The 23,800-nt window shown below is 33.3% G+C and carries 20 protein-coding genes; 11 read left to right on the forward strand and 9 right to left on the reverse strand.

Annotated features, from left to right (window positions below; genetic code table 11):
- Positions 1-123 precede the first annotated feature (123 nt).
- The 3 genes from Q0912_RS14995 to Q0912_RS15005 all read left to right on the forward strand — a co-directional run bounded on the left by Q0912_RS14995 (position 124) and on the right by Q0912_RS15005 (position 3,723).
- Positions 124-654 carry a hypothetical protein gene (locus tag Q0912_RS14995; protein WP_299116546.1) on the forward strand — a complete coding sequence of 177 codons (531 nt, stop codon included), beginning with the start codon at positions 124-126 and terminating at the stop codon, positions 652-654.
- A 294-nt stretch (positions 655-948) separates the two neighbouring features.
- A complete protein-coding gene (locus Q0912_RS15000) occupies positions 949-2,787 on the forward strand; it encodes a DEAD/DEAH box helicase (RefSeq protein WP_299116548.1) in 1,839 nt (612 codons plus the stop codon).
- A 123-nt stretch (positions 2,788-2,910) separates the two neighbouring features.
- Positions 2,911-3,723 (forward strand): carboxypeptidase-like regulatory domain-containing protein, encoded by an 813-nt coding sequence (locus tag Q0912_RS15005; RefSeq protein WP_299116550.1) that lies wholly within the window; start codon positions 2,911-2,913, stop codon positions 3,721-3,723.
- A gap of 9 nt (positions 3,724-3,732) precedes the next feature.
- Here Q0912_RS15005 and Q0912_RS15010 read toward each other — a convergent pair whose 3' ends face one another.
- Genes Q0912_RS15010 through Q0912_RS15020 form a run of 3 tightly spaced genes read right to left on the reverse strand, consistent with a single transcriptional unit; the run spans position 3,733 to position 5,328 of the window.
- Positions 3,733-4,095: a VOC family protein gene (locus Q0912_RS15010; RefSeq protein ID WP_299116552.1), complete on the reverse strand. Its 363-nt coding sequence runs from the start codon at positions 4,093-4,095 to the stop codon at positions 3,733-3,735.
- A 5-nt stretch (positions 4,096-4,100) separates the two neighbouring features.
- On the reverse strand, positions 4,101-4,631 hold the full coding sequence (locus tag Q0912_RS15015; RefSeq protein ID WP_366125137.1) for an SRPBCC family protein: 531 nt from the start codon (positions 4,629-4,631) through the stop codon (positions 4,101-4,103).
- A 40-nt stretch (positions 4,632-4,671) separates the two neighbouring features.
- Positions 4,672-5,328, reverse strand: coding sequence for an RNA methyltransferase (locus tag Q0912_RS15020; RefSeq protein ID WP_299116554.1), 657 nt, complete (start codon positions 5,326-5,328; stop codon positions 4,672-4,674).
- Positions 5,329-5,498: 170 nt separating this feature from the next.
- Between Q0912_RS15020 and recG the strand changes: the two genes are divergently transcribed.
- The 3 genes from recG (at position 5,499) to Q0912_RS15035 (ending at position 10,939) form a co-directional block, all read left to right on the forward strand.
- Entirely contained in the window at positions 5,499-7,601 is a 2,103-nt protein-coding gene (gene recG / locus Q0912_RS15025; RefSeq protein WP_299116556.1) for an ATP-dependent DNA helicase RecG, read from the forward strand.
- 371 nt (positions 7,602-7,972) lie between these two features.
- The gene (locus tag Q0912_RS15030; RefSeq protein WP_299116558.1) at positions 7,973-8,746 is read left to right on the forward strand and encodes a helix-turn-helix domain-containing protein; all 774 of its coding nucleotides are present in this window, start codon (positions 7,973-7,975) and stop codon (positions 8,744-8,746) included.
- A gap of 162 nt (positions 8,747-8,908) precedes the next feature.
- Complete coding sequence (locus Q0912_RS15035; RefSeq protein ID WP_299116590.1) at positions 8,909-10,939, forward strand: hypothetical protein; 2,031 nt, start codon at positions 8,909-8,911, stop codon at positions 10,937-10,939.
- 75 nt (positions 10,940-11,014) lie between these two features.
- Here the strand turns inward: Q0912_RS15035 and Q0912_RS15040 are convergent, their stop codons facing one another.
- Positions 11,015-12,103: a DUF2911 domain-containing protein gene (locus tag Q0912_RS15040; protein WP_299116592.1), complete on the reverse strand. Its 1,089-nt coding sequence runs from the start codon at positions 12,101-12,103 to the stop codon at positions 11,015-11,017.
- Between the two features lie 176 nt (positions 12,104-12,279).
- On the opposite strand from Q0912_RS15040, the gene Q0912_RS15045 reads away from it, so the two are divergent.
- Positions 12,280-13,689, forward strand: coding sequence for a TIGR00366 family protein (locus Q0912_RS15045; protein WP_299116594.1), 1,410 nt, complete (start codon positions 12,280-12,282; stop codon positions 13,687-13,689).
- Positions 13,690-13,800: 111 nt separating this feature from the next.
- On the opposite strand, the gene mtaB is transcribed toward Q0912_RS15045, so the two are convergent.
- Entirely contained in the window at positions 13,801-15,135 is a 1,335-nt protein-coding gene (gene mtaB / locus Q0912_RS15050; RefSeq protein ID WP_299116596.1) for a tRNA (N(6)-L-threonylcarbamoyladenosine(37)-C(2))-methylthiotransferase MtaB, read from the reverse strand.
- 45 nt (positions 15,136-15,180) lie between these two features.
- On the opposite strand from mtaB, the gene Q0912_RS15055 reads away from it, so the two are divergent.
- Entirely contained in the window at positions 15,181-16,809 is a 1,629-nt protein-coding gene (locus Q0912_RS15055) for an ABC transporter substrate-binding protein (protein ID WP_299116598.1), read from the forward strand.
- Positions 16,810-16,834: 25 nt separating this feature from the next.
- Here Q0912_RS15055 and Q0912_RS15060 read toward each other — a convergent pair whose 3' ends face one another.
- The 4 genes from Q0912_RS15060 to Q0912_RS15075 form a co-directional block, all read right to left on the reverse strand.
- Positions 16,835-17,722, reverse strand: coding sequence for a hypothetical protein (locus Q0912_RS15060; protein WP_299116599.1), 888 nt, complete (start codon positions 17,720-17,722; stop codon positions 16,835-16,837).
- Between the two features lie 124 nt (positions 17,723-17,846).
- Positions 17,847-18,752, reverse strand: coding sequence for a hypothetical protein (locus tag Q0912_RS15065; RefSeq protein ID WP_299116600.1), 906 nt, complete (start codon positions 18,750-18,752; stop codon positions 17,847-17,849).
- A 3-nt stretch (positions 18,753-18,755) separates the two neighbouring features.
- Positions 18,756-19,931: a GlmU family protein gene (locus Q0912_RS15070; protein ID WP_299116602.1), complete on the reverse strand. Its 1,176-nt coding sequence runs from the start codon at positions 19,929-19,931 to the stop codon at positions 18,756-18,758.
- 123 nt (positions 19,932-20,054) lie between these two features.
- On the reverse strand, positions 20,055-20,306 hold the full coding sequence (locus Q0912_RS15075; protein ID WP_299116604.1) for a type B 50S ribosomal protein L31: 252 nt from the start codon (positions 20,304-20,306) through the stop codon (positions 20,055-20,057).
- A 160-nt stretch (positions 20,307-20,466) separates the two neighbouring features.
- On the opposite strand from Q0912_RS15075, the gene Q0912_RS15080 reads away from it, so the two are divergent.
- From Q0912_RS15080 to Q0912_RS15090, 3 genes are all read left to right on the forward strand, one after another.
- Positions 20,467-21,000 (forward strand): DUF4199 domain-containing protein, encoded by a 534-nt coding sequence (locus Q0912_RS15080; protein WP_299116606.1) that lies wholly within the window; start codon positions 20,467-20,469, stop codon positions 20,998-21,000.
- A 44-nt stretch (positions 21,001-21,044) separates the two neighbouring features.
- The gene (locus Q0912_RS15085) at positions 21,045-21,995 is read left to right on the forward strand and encodes a glycosyltransferase family 2 protein (RefSeq protein WP_299116608.1); all 951 of its coding nucleotides are present in this window, start codon (positions 21,045-21,047) and stop codon (positions 21,993-21,995) included.
- A 76-nt stretch (positions 21,996-22,071) separates the two neighbouring features.
- Positions 22,072-23,799 (forward strand): phospho-sugar mutase, encoded by a 1,728-nt coding sequence (locus Q0912_RS15090; RefSeq protein ID WP_299116610.1) that lies wholly within the window; start codon positions 22,072-22,074, stop codon positions 23,797-23,799.
- Position 23,800 lies beyond the last annotated feature (1 nt).

Raw genomic sequence — 23,800 nt, forward strand, 5'->3', positions numbered from 1 at the left:
TATAAATGCTTATAAAAAGAGTTGATTATCCATCAGCGAAAACCTAACTTCGCTTAACGACTTGATATAAGTCATTGAAACGGACTCATATCAACAAAGTTGGCTGTAATTTAAACAAACCTCATGGTAGGATACTTAATGCGAAAGTTTCTTTTCAAAAAGTTGTCGAATGCGATAACTGACATTGAGTTGACTAAAAATGGTTTTATAATAAATGAACCTTTTGGTGCAAAACCTAAAAATATTAAATGGAATCAGATAAAATCAATAAGGTTTTCGAGTTATGACAAAGTCCTTATTGTAAAAACAGCTGAAAACGAAATCGCTCTGAATGACGACCAAATTGGCTGGTATGAATTTATCCAAAATATCCCTAAATCATTTAGGCAGTTTGACTTTAAAAAAGCTGATTTGATTATTGATTCTCTGAAATCTTGCGAAGTTTGTGGAATCATAGCTGTAAGAAGCAATATTTGTAAAGTTTGTGACTCTAAACCTTGGAATCTAAATAGTGAAAAAAGTAAAGTGGAATATTTAAAACAAAAACAACTTGAACATTTCGAATATGAAATGAAAAACAAAATAGAAATTAAGGAATTTTCAGAACCTGAACACGGATTTAAAGCTGACAGTAACTGGAAATTGTATATATGAAAAAAAACTACAGCCAACACTATGTATAATTAATTGCTTGGTTCACTGCCGACTTACGAACATTCCTGCGGAATATTCTATCTGTGATTTATTTACTAAATTAGGTGCTTAACCACGCAACTAACCATACACAACAACGTTAAGCGCAACCAAAAATTGTATATCCAATTAAAAGTCTATCTTTGCCAAAATTTCCTCAGCGCGAGGATGTGTTACCAGAAGTTTAGGTTTAAGTATGTCGATACGCTTCTTATGTAACACTACATAAATGATATCGAATACTTATAGAACAGAATGAGCACATTCCAGGAACTAGGTCTTAATGAAGACCTGCTTAACGCTATTACGGATTTAGGGTTTAAAACACCTAGTGAGGTCCAAGAAAAAGCTATCCCAATTTTATTAGAAGAAGAACGCGATCTTGTTGCCTTGGCACAAACAGGTACAGGTAAAACTGCAGCGTTTGGTTTTCCGATGCTACAAAAAATAGATATAACGAGTAGAACGACCCAAGGTTTGATCTTGTCACCTACACGCGAGCTTTGCTTACAAATTACCAATGAGCTTAAACACTATGGCAAACATTGTAACGGCTTAAATGTTGTCGCTATTTATGGTGGTGCCAGTATTACCGAACAAGCCAGACAAGTAAAGCGAGGAGCACAGATCATAGTGGCAACTCCGGGTCGTATGAAAGATATGATCAGCAGAAAGCTGGTAGACATTTCTAAAATACAATACAGCGTATTAGACGAAGCTGACGAGATGCTAAACATGGGCTTTTACGAAGATATTACAGATATCCTGTCGCATACTCCAGATGATAAAAGTACATGGTTATTTTCGGCTACAATGCCGAAAGAGGTCTCTATAATTGCGAAGAAATTTATGTACGATCCTACAGAAATTACGGTAGGAAACAAAAATGAAAGTACAAATCAAGTATCTCACGAATATTATTTAGTAAACGCAAGAGATCGATACCAAGCGTTAAAACGTTTGTCAGATGCCAATCCAGAGATCTTCTCTGTAGTATTCTGTAGAACAAAACGCGATACACAAAAAGTTGCCGAAAACTTAATTGAAGATGGTTACAATGCTGGTGCTTTACATGGTGATTTAAGTCAGAATCAACGTGATTTAGTGATGAAATCGTTCAGAAACCGACAAATACAGACATTGGTAGCAACAGATGTTGCTGCTCGTGGTATTGATGTTGATGATATTACACACGTTATACATTACCAATTGCCAGATGAACCAGAAATATACACACATAGATCTGGCCGAACAGGTCGTGCTGGAAAAACTGGCATCTCAATGGCCATTGTTTCTAAAAGTGAAGTTAGACGAATAAAAAGCATTGAGCGCATTATTAAAAAACAATTTGAGAAGAAAGACATTCCTTCTGGGACTGATATTGTTGAAGTACAATTAATGGCTTTAGCTAATAAAATTCATAAGACCGAAACCAATCATGAAATAGATAAGCACCTTGAAAGTATCAACGAATTATTCGCCGATACTGATAAAGATGAATTGATTAAAAAATTCTTTTCAGTAGAGTTTAACCGTTTCTTTAACTACTACCAAAAGTCTAAAGACTTAACCGTTTCAGACTCTAGAGGTTCTGACAGAGATAGTGGAGGCAGAGATTACGAAAAGCAATCTAATGATACGCGTTATTTTATTAATGTTGGTCGCAAAGATGGTTTTGATTGGATGAAGCTAAAAGACTTCCTGAAAGAAGTTCTAGAATTGGGACGTGATGACGTCTTTAAAGTTGATGTAAAGGATAGTTTTTCATTTTTTAATACTGAGAAAACCTTACAAGAAAAAGTATTAGCTTTTTTTACAGACTATAAGCACGACGGTCGTTTTGTTAATGTAGAAGTGAGCGAAAATAGAGGTCGAAGCGGAGGCGGAAGACGTGACAGAGGTCGTGGAAAAGACGATAGACGCTCTGGCGGAAGAGGACGCAGACGTGACGAAAAACCTCGAGGAGATAGACGTTCGCGTAGAAGTGATAATTCAGAAAATCGAGGCGAAAGACGAAGTAGACGCTCAGATGACTCTAAACCCAGACGCTCTGGATCTGCTTCAGACCGACCTAGGCGTTCTCGTAGAAAATAGTATAAAAAAGTCTCTTAATTGAGGCTTTTTTTAGGCATAATTGTTGTTAATATTAAGTCAAATCTGTAATTGAAAGACACAAAATCCGTTTTGTTTAGTACCTTTACAACGTAATCAACACTAATGCGATACTTACTAATTATATTTCTATGTTTTACTTCGGTTTATAGCCATAGTCAAGACAGTACAGCCACCAAAATACCAGAAACCGTCAAAGGAACAATTATCAGTTCTTCTACTGACGAAATCTTAAGTGAAGTTAATATTGTAAACATCAATAAAGTTATTGGTACTGCAACAGATGACAATGGTGAGTTTGAAATTAAAGCATCAGTTAATGACACTTTGCATTTGTCTTATCTAGGCTATAAGTCCATAAAAGTTAGAGTCACCAACGATTGGTTAAAGTATGGAAATACACAAATAGCCATGACAGAACTCGCTTTGGCTTTAGAAGAGGTTACAGTAAAACAATTAGAACTTACGGGCTATTTAGAAGTGGACATGAAGCAAGTTCCTATTCGATCTAATAATCAATATAGAATTTCTGGTTTGTATGGTAAAGCGTATGAAGGTGGAAAAACCAATATTGCTACCAAGGTTTTAGGCGCAATTTTTAATCCTGCTGATTTCTTGTACAACATGTTTGGTAAAAAGCCTAACGAAATGCGTAAGCTAAAAAAGATGAAGGAAGATGATGAAATCAGAAATCAACTTGCTAAACGTTTTGATAGAGAAATGCTTATCGTATTACTACAAGTCACTAAATACGATCTAGACGAAATTGTAAATCAATGTAATTACTCCAAAGATTTTATAAATACCGCAAATGACCTTCAGGTACTAGACGCTATAAGCGAATGTTACGAAGAATATAAAGTGATTCAAAGAAGTAGTGAGCGCAAAAAACGTAAAAAGAAAAAGAACAAAGCTTAAAAAATACGTTTAAGCATTTGAGTGTAATGCTACCCTATTCCCTTCTGTATCTATAAAAACTCCCATAAAACCATGTTCATCAGAGATTTTAGTTTTGGGTTGATAAATTTTTCCACCTGCAACTTCAACGCTATCTAATTCATTTTGCACATCCTGGGACATAAAATAAACCAACGTTCCTTCTTTACTAGGAATATAAGATTCTTGTTTAATTAACGTTCCTGTAGCACCATAGGCGCCATTATTATCAGGGAACCATCCCATTTTTAACTCTCCAAAATCAACATCTTTCACTTCGATATTAAAAACGGTTTCATAAAACTGTTTTGCACGTTGCATATCGTTTACCGGAATTTCAAACCAACCTACCATTATTATTATTTTGCTTCTAAAATACGTTTTAACTCACTCAAACCTTCCTGAAAATCTTTTCCAACGGTTTTATCCATATTAAAAAATAAAAAGAAAATATTTGAAGGTGGTTTATTGATACCTGAAAATCCCCAAATGATCTCTGTAGAATTATCATCAACCTCTCTTAAAGTTAAATAAGCATCAGATTGAGATTTCCATGGTTTATAAAATCGCAATTGACTATTAATGGATTTATTTTTAGTAATAGAAATGATTTCCTGTTCACCAGTACCAACCTCTTTGTTGCCTTCCCATCTCGAGATAAAGCCAACCTCTCCATCAGTACCTGTATACTCTTGCTTCATATTAGGATCTTTCTTTTTCCATGGCGACCATTCGTTTTGGTTTTTAATATACTTTAAGTAATTAAATACTTCAGGAACAGGTCTATTAATCGTAATTTTTCTACTTACATTGTAAGTTTTAGGAGCAATTAAAGCGAGTAAAATTATGACACCTACAATAGCAAGTACCACGTATAGTAATACCATCATAATATTTTAGATTTTAGTTAGTGTTATAAATTTACAAAAATTAAGTTTTTGACTTGTAATGTTTAAGGATAGAATCGTAGTTTTTAATAGTCTTCTTAACCCAATCCAAACGTTTTTCTATAATTTCCTCTTCAGTCAATTGCCATTTTATATTGGATTTTCTCAATTTTGAAGTTGTATGTTGAAGTATAATTGCTGCGGAAACCGAAATATTTAAACTCTCTGTAAAACCTACCATCGGTATTTTTAAAAAGCAATCTGCATTATCAAGAACCTGTTGCGATAAGCCTTCTGTTTCTCTACCAAAGAAAAAACAAGATTTTTTAGAAATATCGAAATCGATTAACTCACAATCTTCAACATGTGGTGTTGTCGCTACAATTTGATAGCCTTTAGATTTTAAATCTTCAATACAAGACGTCGTAGTATTGTAGCGGTTTAAATCCACCCATTTTTGCGCTCCCATTGCAATTTCCCTATCGATACGTTTAGAGTTGACTTCTTCAACAATGTTAACTTCCTGTATACCAAACACATCGCAAGAACGAATTACAGCACTTGTATTGTGTAGCTGATAAACATCTTCTGTAGCAACAGTAAAATACTTTGTCCGTTGCGATAAAACCTCCTCAAAACGCTTGCGTCTTTTTTCTGTAAGGTAGGATTCTAAATAATCAAGAAGTTTTAAATCTATCATAATCCAAAAATAAGGAATGTCACTACAAATGCAGCACAATTGAATTTCTAATATTATAGATGTACTACACTATATAAAGCAAGAAGCATCTTCATTACATGCCTTTATTTTTATTATAACTAATGAATTTATGAATTTTCAATTTCGCAGGAATTAGGTAAATTCGCTGTATGAGTGTGAATTTACAAACACCTATTGATTATCTCAAAGGAGTAGGACCTAATAGAGCAGATTTATTACGCTCAGAGTTAGGAATACACACGTACCAGGACCTTATAAATCTATTCCCAAATCGTTACATAGATCGCACTAAATATTACAAAATTAATGAGCTACAACGTAACAACGCAGAAGTACAAGTTATTGGCGTTATCACAGGTTTTAGAGAAGTAGCTCAAAAACGTGGTAAACGTTTGATAGCAGATTTTAAAGATGACACCGAAACGATGGAATTGGTGTGGTTTAGAGGACAAAAATGGATTAGAGAAAGCCTTAAAATTGGTAAATCTTATGTTATTTTCGGAAAGATAAATTGGTATAGTGGCAAATTCAGTATGCCACACCCAGAACTGGAACTACAGTCTGAGCATGAAAATAACTTGCGCTCAACTATGCAAGCTATTTACCCTTCAACAGAAAAACTATCTAATAAAGGCATTAGTAATCGTGTTGTTGCAAAAATTATGCAAAATTTATTTTTAGAAACCAAAGGTAAGTTTGCTGAGACCATATCTAATTCTATTAGAGAAGAACTAAAATTGTTGTCAAAATCTGATGCCCTTTTCAATGTTCACTTTCCTAAAAACCCAGACCTACTTTCCAGAGCTCAGTTTAGATTAAAATTTGAAGAGTTATTTTATATTCAATTGCAATTGATTCTAAAAAATCTTATCCATAAATCAAAAATAAAAGGTTTTGTATTTGATAAAATTGGAGACTATTTTAATACATTTTATAAAGACCATTTACCTTTTGAATTAACCAATGCTCAAAAGCGCGTTTTAAAGGAAATTAGACACGATTTAGGTAGCAATGCGCAAATGAATCGTCTTTTACAAGGAGATGTAGGTTCTGGGAAAACCATAGTTGCTTTTATGTCAATATTGATGGGACTTGATAACGGTTTTCAATGCTGTCTAATGGCGCCAACTGAAATTTTGTCAGTTCAGCACTATAATGGACTAATTAAATTATGTAATAAATTGAATATCAGTATTTCAATATTAACAGGTTCAAGTAAAACTTCAGAACGTCGCGATATTCACAAAAATCTTGAAAATGGTAATTTACAAATCTTAATTGGCACGCATGCCCTACTTGAAGATAAGGTAAAATTTAAAAATTTAGGGCTGGCAATTATAGACGAACAGCATCGGTTTGGAGTAAAACAAAGAAGTAAATTATGGAAGAAAAATACGTCACCTCCGCACATACTCGTCATGACCGCAACACCAATTCCAAGAACTTTAGCCATGTCTGTTTATGGTGACTTAGATATCTCCGTAATTGATGAATTACCTGAAGGAAGAAAACCCATAAAAACTGTACATCGTTATGATAATAATCGACTGAAGGTTTTTAAATTTATGAAAGATGAAATTGCGAAAGGCAGGCAAATTTATGTGGTCTATCCTTTAATCCAGGAAAGTGAGAAAATGGATTATAAAGATTTAATGGATGGTTACGAGAGCATCTCTAGAGAATTTCCAATGCCTAATTATCAGATTTCCATTGTCCATGGCAAAATGAAAGCTACAGATAAGGATTATGAGATGCAACGTTTTGCAGAAGGCAAAACCAATATCATGGTAGCTACCACTGTCATTGAAGTTGGTGTTAATGTACCCAATGCATCAGTAATGGTAATAGAAAGTGCTGAACGTTTTGGCTTATCGCAACTACATCAATTACGCGGTCGTGTTGGTCGTGGTGCTGAACAAAGTTATTGTATTCTAATGACTAGTCACAAGCTTAGTAATGATAGTAAAACAAGACTAGAAACCATGGTGCGCTCTAGTGATGGTTTTGAAATTGCAGAAGTAGACTTAAAACTGCGCGGACCTGGAGATATTATGGGTACCCAACAAAGTGGAGTCTTAAATCTTAGAATTGCAGATATTGTAAAGGATAAAGATATTTTAGAGCAAGCACGTTACTTTGCCAAATCTGTTTTAAAACTAGATCCCAGCTTAGCTTTACCAGAGCATAAAGTGATCTTAAATACCTATAGACAAATGAGCAAGTATCGTAATATTTGGAATTATATTAGTTAATATTTTTTTAAATATTAACATATGTATAATACAACTTATATCTTTAATTATGGCTTTACTCTCGGTTTTACTTTTGCTTGGTACTTTCAATGGTATTTTAATTTCTATAGTATTACTATATCAAAGTAATGTGAAGCAGAAAAAAAAATTTATTTTTAGCAATTCTGCTGATAATAATTTCGGGTTATTTATTAAAACATTATTTATTTATAACCTACAAAGCAGAAAATACACCACATTTAATTGCAGCTTTTATACCATTATTATTTTTAATAGGCCCTTTGTTTTACTTTTATATAAAGTTCAATTTTAAAGCGTCTATAAACCTAAAATCCTTATTACATCTTCTCCCAACAATAATAAGTTTTCTAATGATCCTCCCTTTCTATCTAAAATCAGGAAGAGAGAAATATATTTTATATTTAAACGGACATCATTATTTCCCATACAAAGGTTTTATATATACCTGCTTAGGCTTTTCATTGGTGTTTTATGGATTAAGGACTCTGTTTTATATTAAAAGAAATTCTAAAAGTATAGATGGGAGAAGAACTAAGTTAGTACACTTAAAGTGGGTAAAACATTATACCTTATTATTTCTAACTATTTCACTCTGCTATATAATATGCCTATCAATTATATCATTTTCTTATTTTCATCATTTCGAAGTTTTTTTAAGTATCATTCTTATATTTTCATTACTAATCCATTTTGTTGGTTTTAGAGCTATTATTGAATCTAATATAATTTCAGAAAAACCCACAATAAAGTCCAATAAACTACTCTCAGACGAGAAGACATCGTATATCAAGAAGGAGATAATCTATCTTTTGGAAGTAGATGAAGTGTATACAAAAAATGATTTATCTTCTCAGTTTTTTACCACTAAACTTCAAATAAACACACAATATTTGTCTTATGTTATTAATAATGAATTTAACTGCAACCTCACACATCTAATAAACTCATACCGCATAGTTAAAGCTAAACAAATGATAAATGATAAAGATTATAATCATTTAAACCTCCTCGGTATTGCAATGGAAGTAGGTTTCAATACAAAAAACACATTTATCAGAGCATTTAAAAAACATACCGGAATGACACCTACAAAATACAAAGCATCGTTATTTATATTTTCCTAATAAATTAAAAGTTTCATAAAATGTGGTACCAATTTATAAATTGTGGCTCAGGAATGATTAAAATATAATTTCTTTAATCAAAAATTTGATAAACATAAATTGTACACTAAAATGAACCGTTCCTCCTTATCTCTGTTACTGTTTTTAGCATTAAACAGCTTAATGTTTGCTCAACTACCATTAGACACAATAGTTCACAATAGTACTATTTATGATGTGGAAATCTCTAAAGACAATTCAAAGATATTGTATGCTGGTAAAGACTCTATTGCTTACATATGGCATGCAGATACCAGAAAAATAATTAAACTTAAAGGGCATGATCATGCCGTATCTTCCATAAGCTACAACGATAAACACAAATCAATTATATCTGCTGATTACAGCGGAAATATTTACCAATGGAATGATAATGGAGACTTATTAAAAAAGCAGAAAGTACATAATGATGCTACAATAAAAATATATCAACAAGACGATTTTATAAGTACAGCCAGTAGAGATAAAACTGTAAACATCTGGAAAAGAAATGAGAATGCAAAGACTACTCTAATTGGTCATTCAAAACAAGTTAATGATATTAAGTATTATGCTAAAAAGAAATATATTATTACTGGTAGTTGGGATAAGACAATTAAAGTATGGAGCCTTAATGGTGATTTAATAAAGTCTATAGAGCCTCATGATTCTGGTATAAGAACTCTAGCAATTTTGGAAAACAAAAATTATGTAATGGCTGGGCATCGTGATGGAAAAATTACTATTACAGATTTTATTAATGATAAATTAATAAAAAAAATAGATGCTCATGGAGACATAGTAACTGATATTGAACTCGTTGAAAACGAAGACTTTTTTATATCTAGCAGTGCAGATAAATCTATATCCTTTTGGGATACTGATGGCAACTATATTTCTAGTATTAATGGTCACACTTCTTATGTCTCAGGAATATCATATTCTAACGGTTTATTGGTTTCATCTAGTGGCTCACCTGACAATTCAATTAAGATTTGGAACGCAAGTTTAAACAATTTAAAACCTCAAAAAAAATACTCTTGTAATAACAAAGGTTTTGATAATTTAAAACCAATCATAGGCACTTGGTTTGTAAATACAAAAGACCGCACCGCTATAGATGTTTATCAAAATAATACTGGTTATGCAATCACAAAACCGAATATAGATGGTTGTGGAGTTACTATTAATCTCTCGGGAAGTTATAAAAATCATCCATATGCCCTAAATATGAATTTAATGACTTTGGACCGTTCAAATGCACAGATGTCAACGGTAGATTCTGAACATGGCTCATTCTCTTTATTTAATGGCAAAATTAAAGATAATTCTATTGAGTTATTATGGTATAGAGATATTGAAAAAAAGAAGCTGCAATCAAAATATAAAATGACAATTATAAGTGAAGATGCATTTGAATTTTCATCATATTTATCCACCGATTATGGTAACTACTGGGCTTTAACTTACGAAAGAAAATATCAAAGAATAAAGCATAAAGCGATACACTTTAAAACAAAAGATAGCGTAACTGTCTATGGAGACTCATATACTATCAACAAAACATACCCAACTATTCTTTTGTTTCATCAAGGAGGCTCTAATTCACGAGGAGAGTATAAAGACATTAAGCAAAAGCTTTTAAGCAATGGTTATAATATTATAACCATTGACCAACGTGTTGGAGGCTCTTTATATTATGGAAATTATAATAGAACAATAATGAATTCAATAAAGAAGGACTTTGATTATTGTGAAGCTTATCCAGACTTAGAAGCTACTTTAGATTATGCAATTAAAAGCAACTATACTGGAAAAAAAATATTATGGGGCAGTAGTTATAGCGCAGCTTTGGCTATACAGTTAAGTAGCAAAAACGCAAAAGATGTAGATGCAATATTAGCCTTCTCCCCATCAACAGGGAATGCAGTAGCTAAATGCCACCCAAACTCATATTTAGAAAAAAACAAAAAACCATTATTGCTCTTAAGACCCAAAAGAGAAATGCATCGAGAAAGCTCCATTATCCAATTTAATCTGGCTGAAAAGTATGGACATCAGACTTATATTGCTGAACATGGAATCCATGGATCTTCTATGTTGGTTGAAAAACGTGTTAACGCTAACGTAGATGATAACTGGGAAATTGTCTTAGCGTTTTTAAAGAAAATATAATTAAAAAAAGGCCTGGCACCAACAACGACCAGACCTTTTAAAACACAACTGTACGTGTTTTTGCTGATGAATATTTTACAAAGCTCCTAACTCTTTTAAGTTCTTTTCTGAATTTGCTTTTACATTGGCTGGTGGGTTTAATGCCAGTGACTTTTTAAAGTACTTTATTGCTGTTTTATTTTCACCTTTAGCCATATAAGCTTCACCTAAACTATCGTGCCAATTAGCATTTTCAGGATCATTCTTTACATTAATGCTTAAATATTTTATAGCCCTATCATAATCCTTAGCGTTGATCATTGCATAGCCCATTCTATTAATTTGGTTAGGATTAGCCATAGTTACAGCTTCATCCATAGCTTTTCCAAAACCTTCCATATCTCCTTTTTTCTGCAGAATTTGAGCTTTAATCGCTAAGCCATTAACCGTTTTTTGACTAAAAAACTGACCTTCTAACGCCGAGTTAATCCAACCTAAGGCTTCGTCTAGATTACCACCATTGTTCAAAGCAAAGTTTGCTGCCTGTTCCCAATTTTGTCTTGTAAACCCTTTTTGCCCTTTAAACTGTGCTCTTATATCTTTCAAAACAACATCAGCAACGTTAACCTCTACATTAAAAGGAATAGCTTTCTTTCCCCATTTTAATGATGCCGTAGCTGAATTTGCTTTCACTTCATCAAAACTATAAGTTAACAATTCTGTGTGATCAATAGCTTTAAGTTTTACATCTGCTCTTAATGCATCATTAGCTGGATCATAAAAATAACTTCCCCAAGCATCTTTATCCTTAGATAAAATGATAGTAGCATTATCTGCATCTTTTACATTGATGTGTAAACCATAAGTACCAGCCTCTATAGACTTACCTTCTACCTTAGCATCATGCGTAAATGTTATTGTTGTATTTTCATTAGCGCCAGCTCTCCACGGAGCCGCTTTAGAGGTTCCAAAACCTAAATTATTCATACCATAAGGGACTAATTTCCCCCAAATTTCGCGTCCGTTAACACTTGGTCTAGAATAGGTGATTGTAATATCAGTAGTTCCTACACGCTGAATAACAGAAGCCATTTGACTGCCTCGAGGTGTATCTAACTGCGCGGTTGCTGTAAAAGAAATGCTTAGCAACAAACACACTACAAAAGAAGTAATTGTTGTTTTCATTTTTATATATTTTGATTAGTAGTACCACCAAGTTAGTAGGATTATAAATGCATGACTGTTAGGGACTTGTTAAAGAAATTCTCGATAATGTTAATTAACGTATTATTAAGAGTCCTGAAAAGTTAGAGAACAATTCTAGAAAACTTCTATCTTAGTCTAAACGAACTTAACAGATAATGCTCACCAAACTAGGACAGAAATTTACAGATGGCTTTACTAAATATATGCCAAGCGCTTATGTTTTTGCGCTTCTATTAACATTAATTACTGGTGTTTTTGCACTATTTACAGTAAAGGCCGATAATTTTAGCGACAAAGGAATCATAATCTTAGAAGGATGGTACTCAGGGTTTTGGGATTTACTATCCTTTGGGATGCAAATCGTTTTAATTATTATAACTGCGTACTGCATTGCACAATCCTCACCTGTAAAAAGAAGTATAGATTATATTGCTAAACTCATTAAAACACCTACACAAGTTTATCTAATTATCATTGCACTTGGTGCTTTATTATCCTTAATTAGCTTTGGTATGGTAGTAATCACAGCCATTTTAGGTCGAGAATTAGCCATACGTATTAAAGGCATTCATTACCCTTTTTTAGTTGCTTGTGTGTATTTTTCCTTTAATGGATGGGTCTGCGGTTTATCGAGTTCTATTGCCCTATTACTTAATACCAAAAACAACTTCTTAATTGAAAAAGGAATTCTTAATGACACCATTTCTACCAGCTTTAGTTTGGGATCTAACTTAAACCTTGTAATGCTTCTTTTATTCATTGTTGTATCTCCAATACTTATTTGGGCATTAATTCCAAAATCTTTTACTGGAAAGGAGCTTAAAGATTTAAGAACAGATTCTGAAGGTGACGAAGATTCTGTAAAAGAAGAGGCATTATCTTATAAACTACCTTTTAAAGCTGTTTCTGATGCCTTAAATAATGCTGGCTGGTTACAAATTAGCGTAGCACTTTTAGGGGCCATTTATATCATCTATTATTTTTACAACAAAGGATTTGAGCTCAACCTAAATATCATGATTTTTATATTCCTTGTCATCGGAATGCTACTCCATATTACGCCAATGCGTTACAGTATAGCAATGAAACGCGCTAGTAGTAATATCTCAGGAGTATTATTTCAGTATCCATTCTATGCAGGTATTATGGGTATTATGATAACCTCTGGCTTAGGCGAAAAAATCAGTACCATTTTGGTATCTATTGCCACACCAGAATCGTATGCTTTTATCTCATATTTAGCTGGTGGCATTATCAATTTTGCAATTCCTTCCGCAGGTGGTGAGTTTGCTGTAATTGGCCCAAGCATTATAACCATGGTACAAGAATTAGGTACCAACCTCTCTTCTACTGAGATTACAGCCATGATAGCAAGAGTTTCAATGTCAGTGGCCTATGGCGAAAGCCTTAGCAATTTACTACAACCCTTTTTTCTTTTAATTGTTTTCCCTGTAATGGGTAAGGGGATTAAAATACAAGCCAGAGATGTAATTGGGTATTTGTTTATTCCGTTTATAATACTATTTGTAATACAAGCATTACTGGTAACATATATACCATTATAAACTATTTAGAATACAGACATAGGCATAATGAATCATCCATTATGGATTTATACCATCTAGATAATATGTTTACCAAAAAATTAAAACTTTACAATTTCCGGACAAGGAATTCTAATCTAAAATCGGTGCTTTAACAAAATTAAATCTTACTAAACCGTCTTCATCTATCTGAGTAAGATCGACTTGATGAAGCGTATTGACTAACTCAGGATTCCAAGGTGTTTTCACTTTTACATAGTTTTCGGTAAATCCATGAATATACCCTTCTTTGTTTTCGCTTTCAAACAGAACGGTTCGTTCAGTACCTAATTGTGCTTCGTAGAATGCTCTGCGCTTTTTAGCAGATAAACCTCTTAGCATTTTGCTACGTTTTGCTCTTACATTTTTCGGCACTACTCCTCGCATTTCAACCGCTTCAGTATTATCACGTTCAGAATAGGTAAACACATGCAAGTAGGAAATGTTGAGTTCGTTTAAAAAATTATACGTCTCTAAAAAGTGCTCGTCAGTTTCTCCAGGAAAACCCACAATAACATCCACACCAATACAAGCGTGTGGCATCACTTCTTTGATTTTTAACACACGGTCTACGTACAATTCTTTCATGTAGCGACGCTTCATTTTTTTAAGAATAGCATTGCTTCCACTTTGTAATGGTACATGAAAGTGTGGCACAAAAGCCCTCGATTTAGAAACTAAATCAATCGTTTCATTTTTTAGCAAATTAGGCTCAATAGAAGAGATTCTCAAACGTTCTATGCCTTCAACTTTATCTAGCTCAGTCACCAAGTCTAAAAAAGTGTGTTCGTGCTTTTTATTCCCAAACTCTCCTTTGCCATAATCACCAATATTTACACCTGTAAGTACAATTTCCCGGATTCCTTGCTCAGAAATTTCTTTGGCATTTTTTAATACATTTTCCATGGTATCACTACGAGAGATTCCTCTGGCAAGTGGGATAGTACAATACGTACATTTATAATCACAACCATCCTGAACTTTTAAAAAAGCTCTTGTTCTGTCACCAATAGAATAACTACCAACGTAGAAATCAGCATCTTCGATCTCACAAGAATGTACTTCACCAAAATCATTTTTGGTTAAGTCGTTAAGGTAATCTGTAATCTTAAATTTTTCTGTAGCTCCTAAAACCAAATCTACCCCTTCAACATCTGCCAACTCTTCTGGTTTTAATTGTGCATAACAACCTATAGCAGCTACAAAAGCCTCAGGATTTATCTTTTGGGCCTGCTTAACAATAGTTTTAAAACGCTTATCAGCATTTTCAGTAACTGAACAGGTATTAATCACATAGATATCTGCTTTTTCCTTAAAGTCTACACGATTAAACCCTTCGTCTTTAAAACTTCTGGCAATAGTAGAAGTTTCTGAAAAGTTGAGCTTGCAACCTAAGGTATAAAATGCGACTTTTTTTGTTGGATTCATTCTTGTATTTTTACCAAGTTGGCAAATTTACAACTTATTAATTATATGCTAAAGCCCATTAGATTCTTATTCAAATACTTAACACTAATAACACTTAGCATAGTTTTACTTTCTTGCCAATCAAATAAAAAATCAAGTAAAGATCACCTCGTCTTTAGGTATAACGAGCATAAAAACATAGGCTCACTAGACCCTGCATTCTCAAAAGATCTGGCAGATATATGGGCAACACATCAGTTGTTTAATGGTTTGGTGCAAATGGATGATCAACTGAACGTACAACCTTGTATTGCAAAAAACTGGGCAATTTCTGACAGCGCTACAACCTATACCTTTATATTAAGAACTGATGTACTTTTCCATAAACATGAATTGTTTGGAAAGGATTCAACAAGAACTGTAAAGGCGTCTGACTTTAAATACAGTTTCAATAGACTACAAGATAAAGCTTTAGCCTCACCTGGAAGTTGGGTTTTAAATAAGGTCGAAAGCTTTTCTACTCTAAATGATTCTACGTTTCAAATTAGGTTAAAACAGCCTTTTCCTGCATTTTTAGGTTTGCTAACTATGAAATACTGTTCTGTTGTGCCAAAAGAAATTGTTACGCATTATGGAAATGATTTCAGGTCTAATCCCATAGGTACAGGACCATTTAAATTTAAGCGTTGGGAAGAAAATATAAAGCTTGTTTTTAGACGGAATAACAATTATTTTGAAACCGATAGTAAAGGAATACCTCTGCCATATCTTGAAGCTATAGCCATAACGTTTTTACCAGATAAGCAAAGTGAATTTTTACAATTTGCTCAAGGTAATATTGATTTTGTGTCGGGATTAGATGCTTCATATAAAGATGAAATTTTAACGTCTGATGGTAAGCTACGAGCGCTTTATACAGATGATGTTAATATGATTCGCGGTCCATACCTTAACACCGAATATCTGGCATTTTTTATAGAAACCGAAGTTAAAGAGCTACAGGCTCTAAAACTTAGGAAAGCAATTAACTTAGGGTTTGACCGAGCGAAAATGATGACCTATCTTAGAAATGGTATTGGTATTCCTGCGTCTGGTGGATTTATTCCTAAAGGATTACCAGGTTTTGATGATTCTATAGGTTTTAGTTATCAACCAGAAAAAGCAAAACAATTAGTCGCAGAATTTAAGTCTGAAACTGGAATCCAAAACCCTGAAGTGACCTTAACTACAACAAGTAATTATCTGAGTTTTTGTGAATTTATTCAACGTGAGATACAGAAAATTGGAATCAATGTTAATGTAGATGTGATACCAGCATCGAGTTTAAAAGATGCTAAAGCCAATGGGCAATTAGATTTTTTTAGAGCCAGTTGGATTGCCGACTATCCTGATGCGGAAAACTACCTATCCCTGTATTACAGTAAAAATTTTGCTCCCAATGGACCAAATTACACACATTTTAAAAGTAGTGAATTTGATGTTATGTACGAAGCGGCATATCTCGAAACGGACATAACAAAACGAGAGCAACTTTATACCCAAATGGATTCTTTAGTGATGGCCTCTGCCCCTATTGTGCCAATGTTCTATGACGAAGTGGTTAGATTTACCAGAAAAGAGGTTAAAGGGCTTGGGATTAATGCGACGAACTTGTTGGAGCTGAAAGGTGTTAGAAAGTTTAAAACTAGTAATTAAACATATTAACAAATAGTAATGATTTTTAGTAATCACTCCATTCATCGAGTTTTCCATTGTCTATAATCCAGATTTCCACATAATAACTTTCTTCTATGGATACACCGTCCATTTTCAAAATATCAAACTTTAAATCTTTTAATCCTTTTCGAACAGTTTTAAGACAATAATTATACTCTTTCCTATCCCAAAACTCTTTTATTTCATCTCTTGTTTGATATTCTGACATAATAACATCACTTACCTCTCCATCTTTTCCAATTGTTACAATGTATTTTTCTGAACAATCGAAATCTTTTTCGCTATTCCAATTCAACTTGCTAAGTTCATTATGCAATACCTTTGAAACAGTATCATTATATTTTCTATTAATTCTATCTAAGGCATCTACATAATTTTCAATTATAGAAATACTCATGATTTCTCCAGCACCAATATCAATAGATGTTTCTTTTTCAAATGTCTTATGAAAAACTCCATCCCACCTCAATAAGCTTTCTTTTGGCAAGTTCAAACTTCCAGAATACCAGTCTACGAAAACTCTATTATTATTTACTTTGTTTTTAAAAAACTCTTTTAGTCTCTTATTAGAGTCTTTTATGTTAAGCTTATTTCCATCAAATAATTCCCCACAATATATTATATGCTTGACGAATAGGCTGTCGTCATCAATTTCATATACAGCTTGGTATCCACGCCAACAAAATGTAGTAGAACTTTCCCTGAATTTAAGTCCAAATAATTCCCCATTGTTTTCTTTCTTAAGGTTGTCAAAGTATTTTTCAACTAATAGGTTGTAAACAGCTATTGTGTCTCTTTTGAAAATAATGTAATCAGGAACCTGTGGACTGTTAGCATTTACATTTTGTATTAAAGAAATAACAGCTACAATGGAAAAAAATATTTTCTTCATAATTCTTAAATTCTAAATTCACATCTAAATTACTTTTGATACTTTATAGTTAAAATTTAGAATGAGTGAACTATTAATATGAATTAGGTAAACGCCCTTTTTAATGCAGAATAAAAATTATAAACTAAAACTTCTCAAAATAATACAAATCATCACCACCTTCTCCTTTTAATCGTCTCGAAGACAAATAACCAGTCGTTAAATTATCATTTAAGAAAAAAGAAAAATCGTCTCCTCTACTGTTTACAGGTTCATCTAAAGAGACAGGAATCTGATCTTTATCCGTAGAATTTAAGTCATAGACGTAAATATCTAAACCTCCCTTTCCTCCTCGCCTATTAGATGTAAAATACAGCTTGTTATCTGCGCTTATAAAAGGAAAAATCTCTGTACGCGAAGAATTAATAGTCTCACCTAAACTGGTAATTTCTCCATAAGATTTATGGTCAGTAACAGATACCTTATACAAATCAGATTTACCTTTTGCTCCTTTTACATCAGAAATAAAATAGAGAGTAGAACCGTCTGGGCTTAGCGCTGGATGTGCATAATTATTATCTGGTGAGCAAAATGGTAAGGTTTCAAAATTTGTCCAGCCTTGTCCTTCAACATATTCTGCACGCTGAATCTGTAAATTATAGGTTTCAATACCTTTCAATTTGTTTGTACCTTTACCTTGATGATTGGTGGTAAAGTACATGTATTTACCATCTTTAGAAAATGTCGCAGAGGACATATTAAAACGGCCAAGCTCTGTCTTTTCTACAGGTTTTTCATTATTAATCTCTCCATCTTCACTCAATGGTGCTTCGTACATAATATAGATAAATCCATCATATCTATCCTTTATTGGCCTTCCACGTTTAGTCGTAAGATTATGACTAAAATATAGTTTATCACCAACAACACGTGCAGCAAAATGATCGAGTTTGGTATTAACCTTAAGCTTTTTTACCTCAACATCTTCACTTTGTGAAAATCCATAGGTTAAGGTTAATAAAAGTAGTGCTGTAAATTTGGTTCTTAACATAACTTATTCTCTTCTATATTGCTTTGTTTCTTCAAAAACATGCTCTAAAATAGCCTTATCTTTATCTGTAAACTCTTCTTTACGTCTGTCCATAACAACTTGCGCTACTTCAAAAGCTTTATTGGTTTTGTAGGTGACAAAACCTTTACTTCCTCCCCAAGAAAAGCTTGGTACAAAATTGCGGGGAAAACCACTTCCAAAGATATTAGCACTTACACCAACAACCGTACCAGTATTAAACATAGTGTTAATACCGCATTTACTATGATCTCCCATCATAAGACCGCAGAATTGTAATCCGGTTTTAGCAAACCTCCCTGCTTGGTAATCCCAAAGCCGTACTTCGGCATAATTATTCTTTAGATTTGAATTGTTTGTGTCTGCACCTAAATTACACCATTCCCCTAAAACAGAATTTCCTAAAAATCCATCGTGCCCTTTGTTAGAATAGCCAAACAATACCGAATTATTTACTTCACCGCCAACCTTACTATAGGGTCCGACAGTTGTAGGCCCGTAAATCTTTGTCGCTAATTTTAAGGTAGCATTATTACATAGTGCTAAAGGGCCTCTTACTACAGAGCCTTCCATAATCTCAGCATCTCGTCCTATATAAATTGGACCAGAACTGGCATTTAGTGTAGCAAAGTTTACAGTAGCCCCTTTTTCTATAAAAATATGTTCTGGGTTAATCGTATTTACCGTAGCGGGAATAGGCTCAGACTTTCTACCTTTTGTTATAAGCGCAAAATCTTCTTGAATAGCATCACCATTTTTTGAAAAAATATCCCATGTATGTTCTATAGTTAAAACATCCCCATCGAACTCTACAGCATCGAAGTTTGAAAAATCATTAACTTCCTCACCTTCTTTTGTAAAGAATGCAATAACATCTTCTCCTCTAAATAGTGCTTGGTTATGTTTTAAATTCTTTACCAATGCCACAACTTCCATATTAGGTAAAAAAGACGCATTTATCATAATATTATCTTCCATTTCTACCATAGGAAATTTATCGGAAAGATAATCTTCAGTCACAGTAGTTGTTGTATATTCTAAATACGATTCCCATTTCTGACGAATAGTTAAAATACCAACTCTAATATCTGCAACTGGTCTTGTGTAAGTAAATGGTAAAAGATGGTTACGATGTGGTCCGTCGAATAATATATAATTCATTATAAAGTTTGAAGTTAGAAGCCTTAAATTGACTCAATTATAGCATAAAAGTAGCCTAATTATAGAAAACAAAAAAGCCTTTCTGTTATTAGAAAGGCTTTTTCGATTATTGGTAAGCTATGCTTATTTTTTAAACTTAGCATATTTGCTTTTAAATTTATCAATACGACCAGCAGTATCTACTAATTTAGATTTACCAGTGTAGTATGGGTGTGATGTTCTAGAAATTTCCAATTTTACTAATGGATATTCAACACCGTCAACCTCAATAGTTTCATTAGTATCTGCTGTAGACTTCGTTAAAAATACGTCATCGTTAGACATATCTTTAAACGCTACTACTCTGTAATTTTCTGGATGTATACCTGCTTTCATCACTAAATGCTTTAAAATAATTCGATTTTTTCGAGGTGCAAATTTAAGTATTTTTTATAAATGTACAATCTTTTTAATAATTTTTATTTTCAAAATTTGATGTAACAAATCACTACCTTTGGTTACTAACTAAGCAATTAACTAAAAAACCATCTTAATTATGGAAAAATCATTAAAGTCTTCGTCACTAAATTACGGAATGTATCTGGGTTTAATATTATCTGCATTTACCATTATTGCTTATGCCCTAAATATAGAACTCCTTGTTAATTTTTGGATTATGCTTTTACTACTACCATTAGTAGCTATAGTTTTTGGTATTATATCTACTGCAAAAGCTAAAAGTATTCTCGGCGGTTTTATGAGTTTTAAACAAGCATTCTCTTCATATTTTATAACAGTTGCTATAGGCATGATTATAAGCTCATTAGTATCTATTGTTTTATTTGGATTTATTGACCCTGATGCAGCAACAATGTTACAAGAAATAGGCATGGAAAAAGCCAGGGCTTTTATGGAAAGTATGGGAGCGCCAGAAAGTGAAATAAACAAAGCAATGGCAAAAGCAGCAGAAGAAGATGCGATGAGCATTAGCTCTCAATTATACAATATAGCAAAAGGGCTTATTTTCTATGCTGTTATTGGTCTAATTGTAGCATTAATAATGAAAAAGAAAGATCCTGACGCTGCTTAAAAATTTTCTCTATTTTTGAAGTCTAGAATTTTGACCTCATCAATATGAATATATCAGTAGTTATACCGCTACTTAACGAAGAAGAATCTTTAAAAGAACTACACGATTGGATTGTATCAGTGATGCAATCCAATTCGTTTTCTTACGAAATTCTTTTTATTGATGATGGTAGTACCGACAATTCCTGGAAGGTAATCTCTGAGCTCTCTGGTGTTAACCAAAATGTTAAGGGCATTCGCTTTTTAAAAAATTTCGGGAAGTCACAGGCACTACATGCAGGTTTTGCTAAGGCCATAGGAAATGTCGTCATTACTATGGATGCCGACTTACAGGATAATCCAGAAGAAATCCCTGAGCTGTACAATATGATAACAGATAAAGGCTACGATTTGGTTTCGGGCTGGAAAAAAAAGCGTTACGATTCTGTAATTACAAAAAATCTGCCTTCAAAATTATTTAATTGGGCAGCCAGACGCACATCTGGTGTAAAATTACATGATTTTAATTGTGGGCTTAAAGCTTACAGTAATGCTGTTGTAAAACATATTGATGTTTATGGCGAAATGCATCGTTATATCCCTGTGTTGGCCAAAAACGCTGGCTTTACTAAGGTTGGCGAAAAAATCGTAAAGCATCAGGCTCGTAAATATGGTAAAACTAAATTCGGCATGAACCGTTTTATCAATGGGTTTTTAGACTTAATTACGATTTGGTTTGTTTCACGATTTGGTAAACGACCAATGCATCTTTTTGGTGCACTTGGTGTTGTTATGTTTATTATAGGTTTTGGATTTGCCTTATACTTAGGTTTAGACAAATTGTTTTTTAATCCAACTGGTCGTTTAATTACTGATAGACCACAATTCTACATTGCACTTTCTACGATGATTATTGGCTCGCAGTTTTTTATTGCCGGGTTTTTAGGAGAACTCATTCTACGCTCTAAACGTCAACAACAGCGTTATCATATAAAAGCACAGATTAATTTAGGGTAATATCTTTAAATTATAAGGCTAATTTTAAGCTTCAAAAATCGAAATGTTTACTTTTGTACTATAACTACGATTACAAATGATTTATATAAAACCTGAAATTTTAGAACGTGTCAATTCATGGTTAACTCCAACCTTTGATAAGGATTCTCAAGACCAAATAAAACATATGATTGCTTCTGACCCTAAAGGTTTAGAAGAGAGCTTCTATAAAGACCTGGAATTTGGCACAGGTGGAATGCGTGGTATAATGGGATTAGGGACCAACCGTATTAACAAATACACCCTAGGCAAAAATACACAAGGTTTAAGTAATTATTTAAAACAATCATTTCCCGATAAACAAGTAAAAGTAGCCATAGCTTACGATTGCAGACATAACAGTAAAACGTTTGGCAAAGTAGTTGCCGATGTCTTTTCTGCTAATGGCATACAAGTATACCTCTTTGAAGACTTAAGACCAACACCAGAGCTGTCTTTTGCATTAAAACATTTAGAATGCCATTGTGGTATTGTGTTAACCGCATCACACAATCCACCAGAATATAATGGTTACAAGGTTTACTGGCAAGATGGTGGACAGTTGGTTCCACCTCAAGATGCAGAAATTATCGCAGAAATCAACAGTTTAGATTATTCCGAAATTAAGTTTGAAGCTAATAATGATCTAATTAATTATATAGGAAAAGATGTTGATGATGTTTTTATTGAAAGTTCTGTAAAAAATGGAAGTTTCAACACTTCTTCTAAAGCTCGAGAGAACCTAAATGTTGTCTTTACATCATTGCATGGCACATCGATTATGTCTATTCCTGAAACTTTAAAGCGTGCTGGCTACACAAAGGTTAATATCGTTGAAGAACAAAAAGATCCTAATGGAGATTTCCCTACTGTAGTTTCTCCAAACCCAGAAGAACCTGAAGCATTAAAAATGGCCATGAAGTTGGCAGAAAAAGTGGATGGAGATATCGTTATTGGTACAGATCCAGATTGCGACCGCCTTGGAGTTGTGGTTAGAAACCTCGAAAATGAATTAGTGATTCTTAACGGTAATCAAACCATGATTTTGATGACGGATTTTCTATTAAAGCAATGGAAAAGTTCAGAAAAAATAAATGGTAACCAGTTTATAGGCTCTACTATAGTATCTACACCAATGATGTCGGTTTTAGCCAAGGCTTATAATGTGGAATGCAAAATTGGTCTTACAGGTTTTAAATGGATTGCTAAAATGATAAAAGATTATCCAGAGCTGGATTTTATTGGTGGTGGTGAGGAAAGTTTTGGATTTATGGTAGGCGATTTTGTTCGTGATAAAGATGCTGTAACTTCTACACTTTTGGCATGCGAAATTGCTGCGCAAGCAAAAGCCGAAGGAAAAACACTGTATAAAAAGCTAATCGATTTATATATTGAGCATGGGTTTTATAAAGAACGTTTAGTATCGTTAACCAAAAAAGGCATTGAGGGAGCTAACAAAATTAAACAGATGATGATTGATGCACGTCAAAATCCTTTAAGCGAAGTTAATGGATCTAAAGTAATACGTGTTGAAGATTACCAATTATCTATAGCAAAAGACAGGATTAATGGTATAGAAGAAACAATAAATATTCCTAAGTCCAATGTTTTAATCTATTACACTGAGGATGGAAGCAAAATTGCTTTAAGACCTAGCGGTACTGAACCAAAGATTAAGTTTTACATAAGCGTGAATACAAACCTTGACAATGTGTCTGCTTTTAAAGAAACGGAGCAATTGTTGGAAAGTAAGATTGATGCTATCCTTAAGGATATGAATTTATAAT

The sequence above is a fragment of the uncultured Winogradskyella sp. genome (genome assembly GCF_947498345.1).
Lineage (GTDB): Bacteria > Bacteroidota > Bacteroidia > Flavobacteriales > Flavobacteriaceae > Winogradskyella.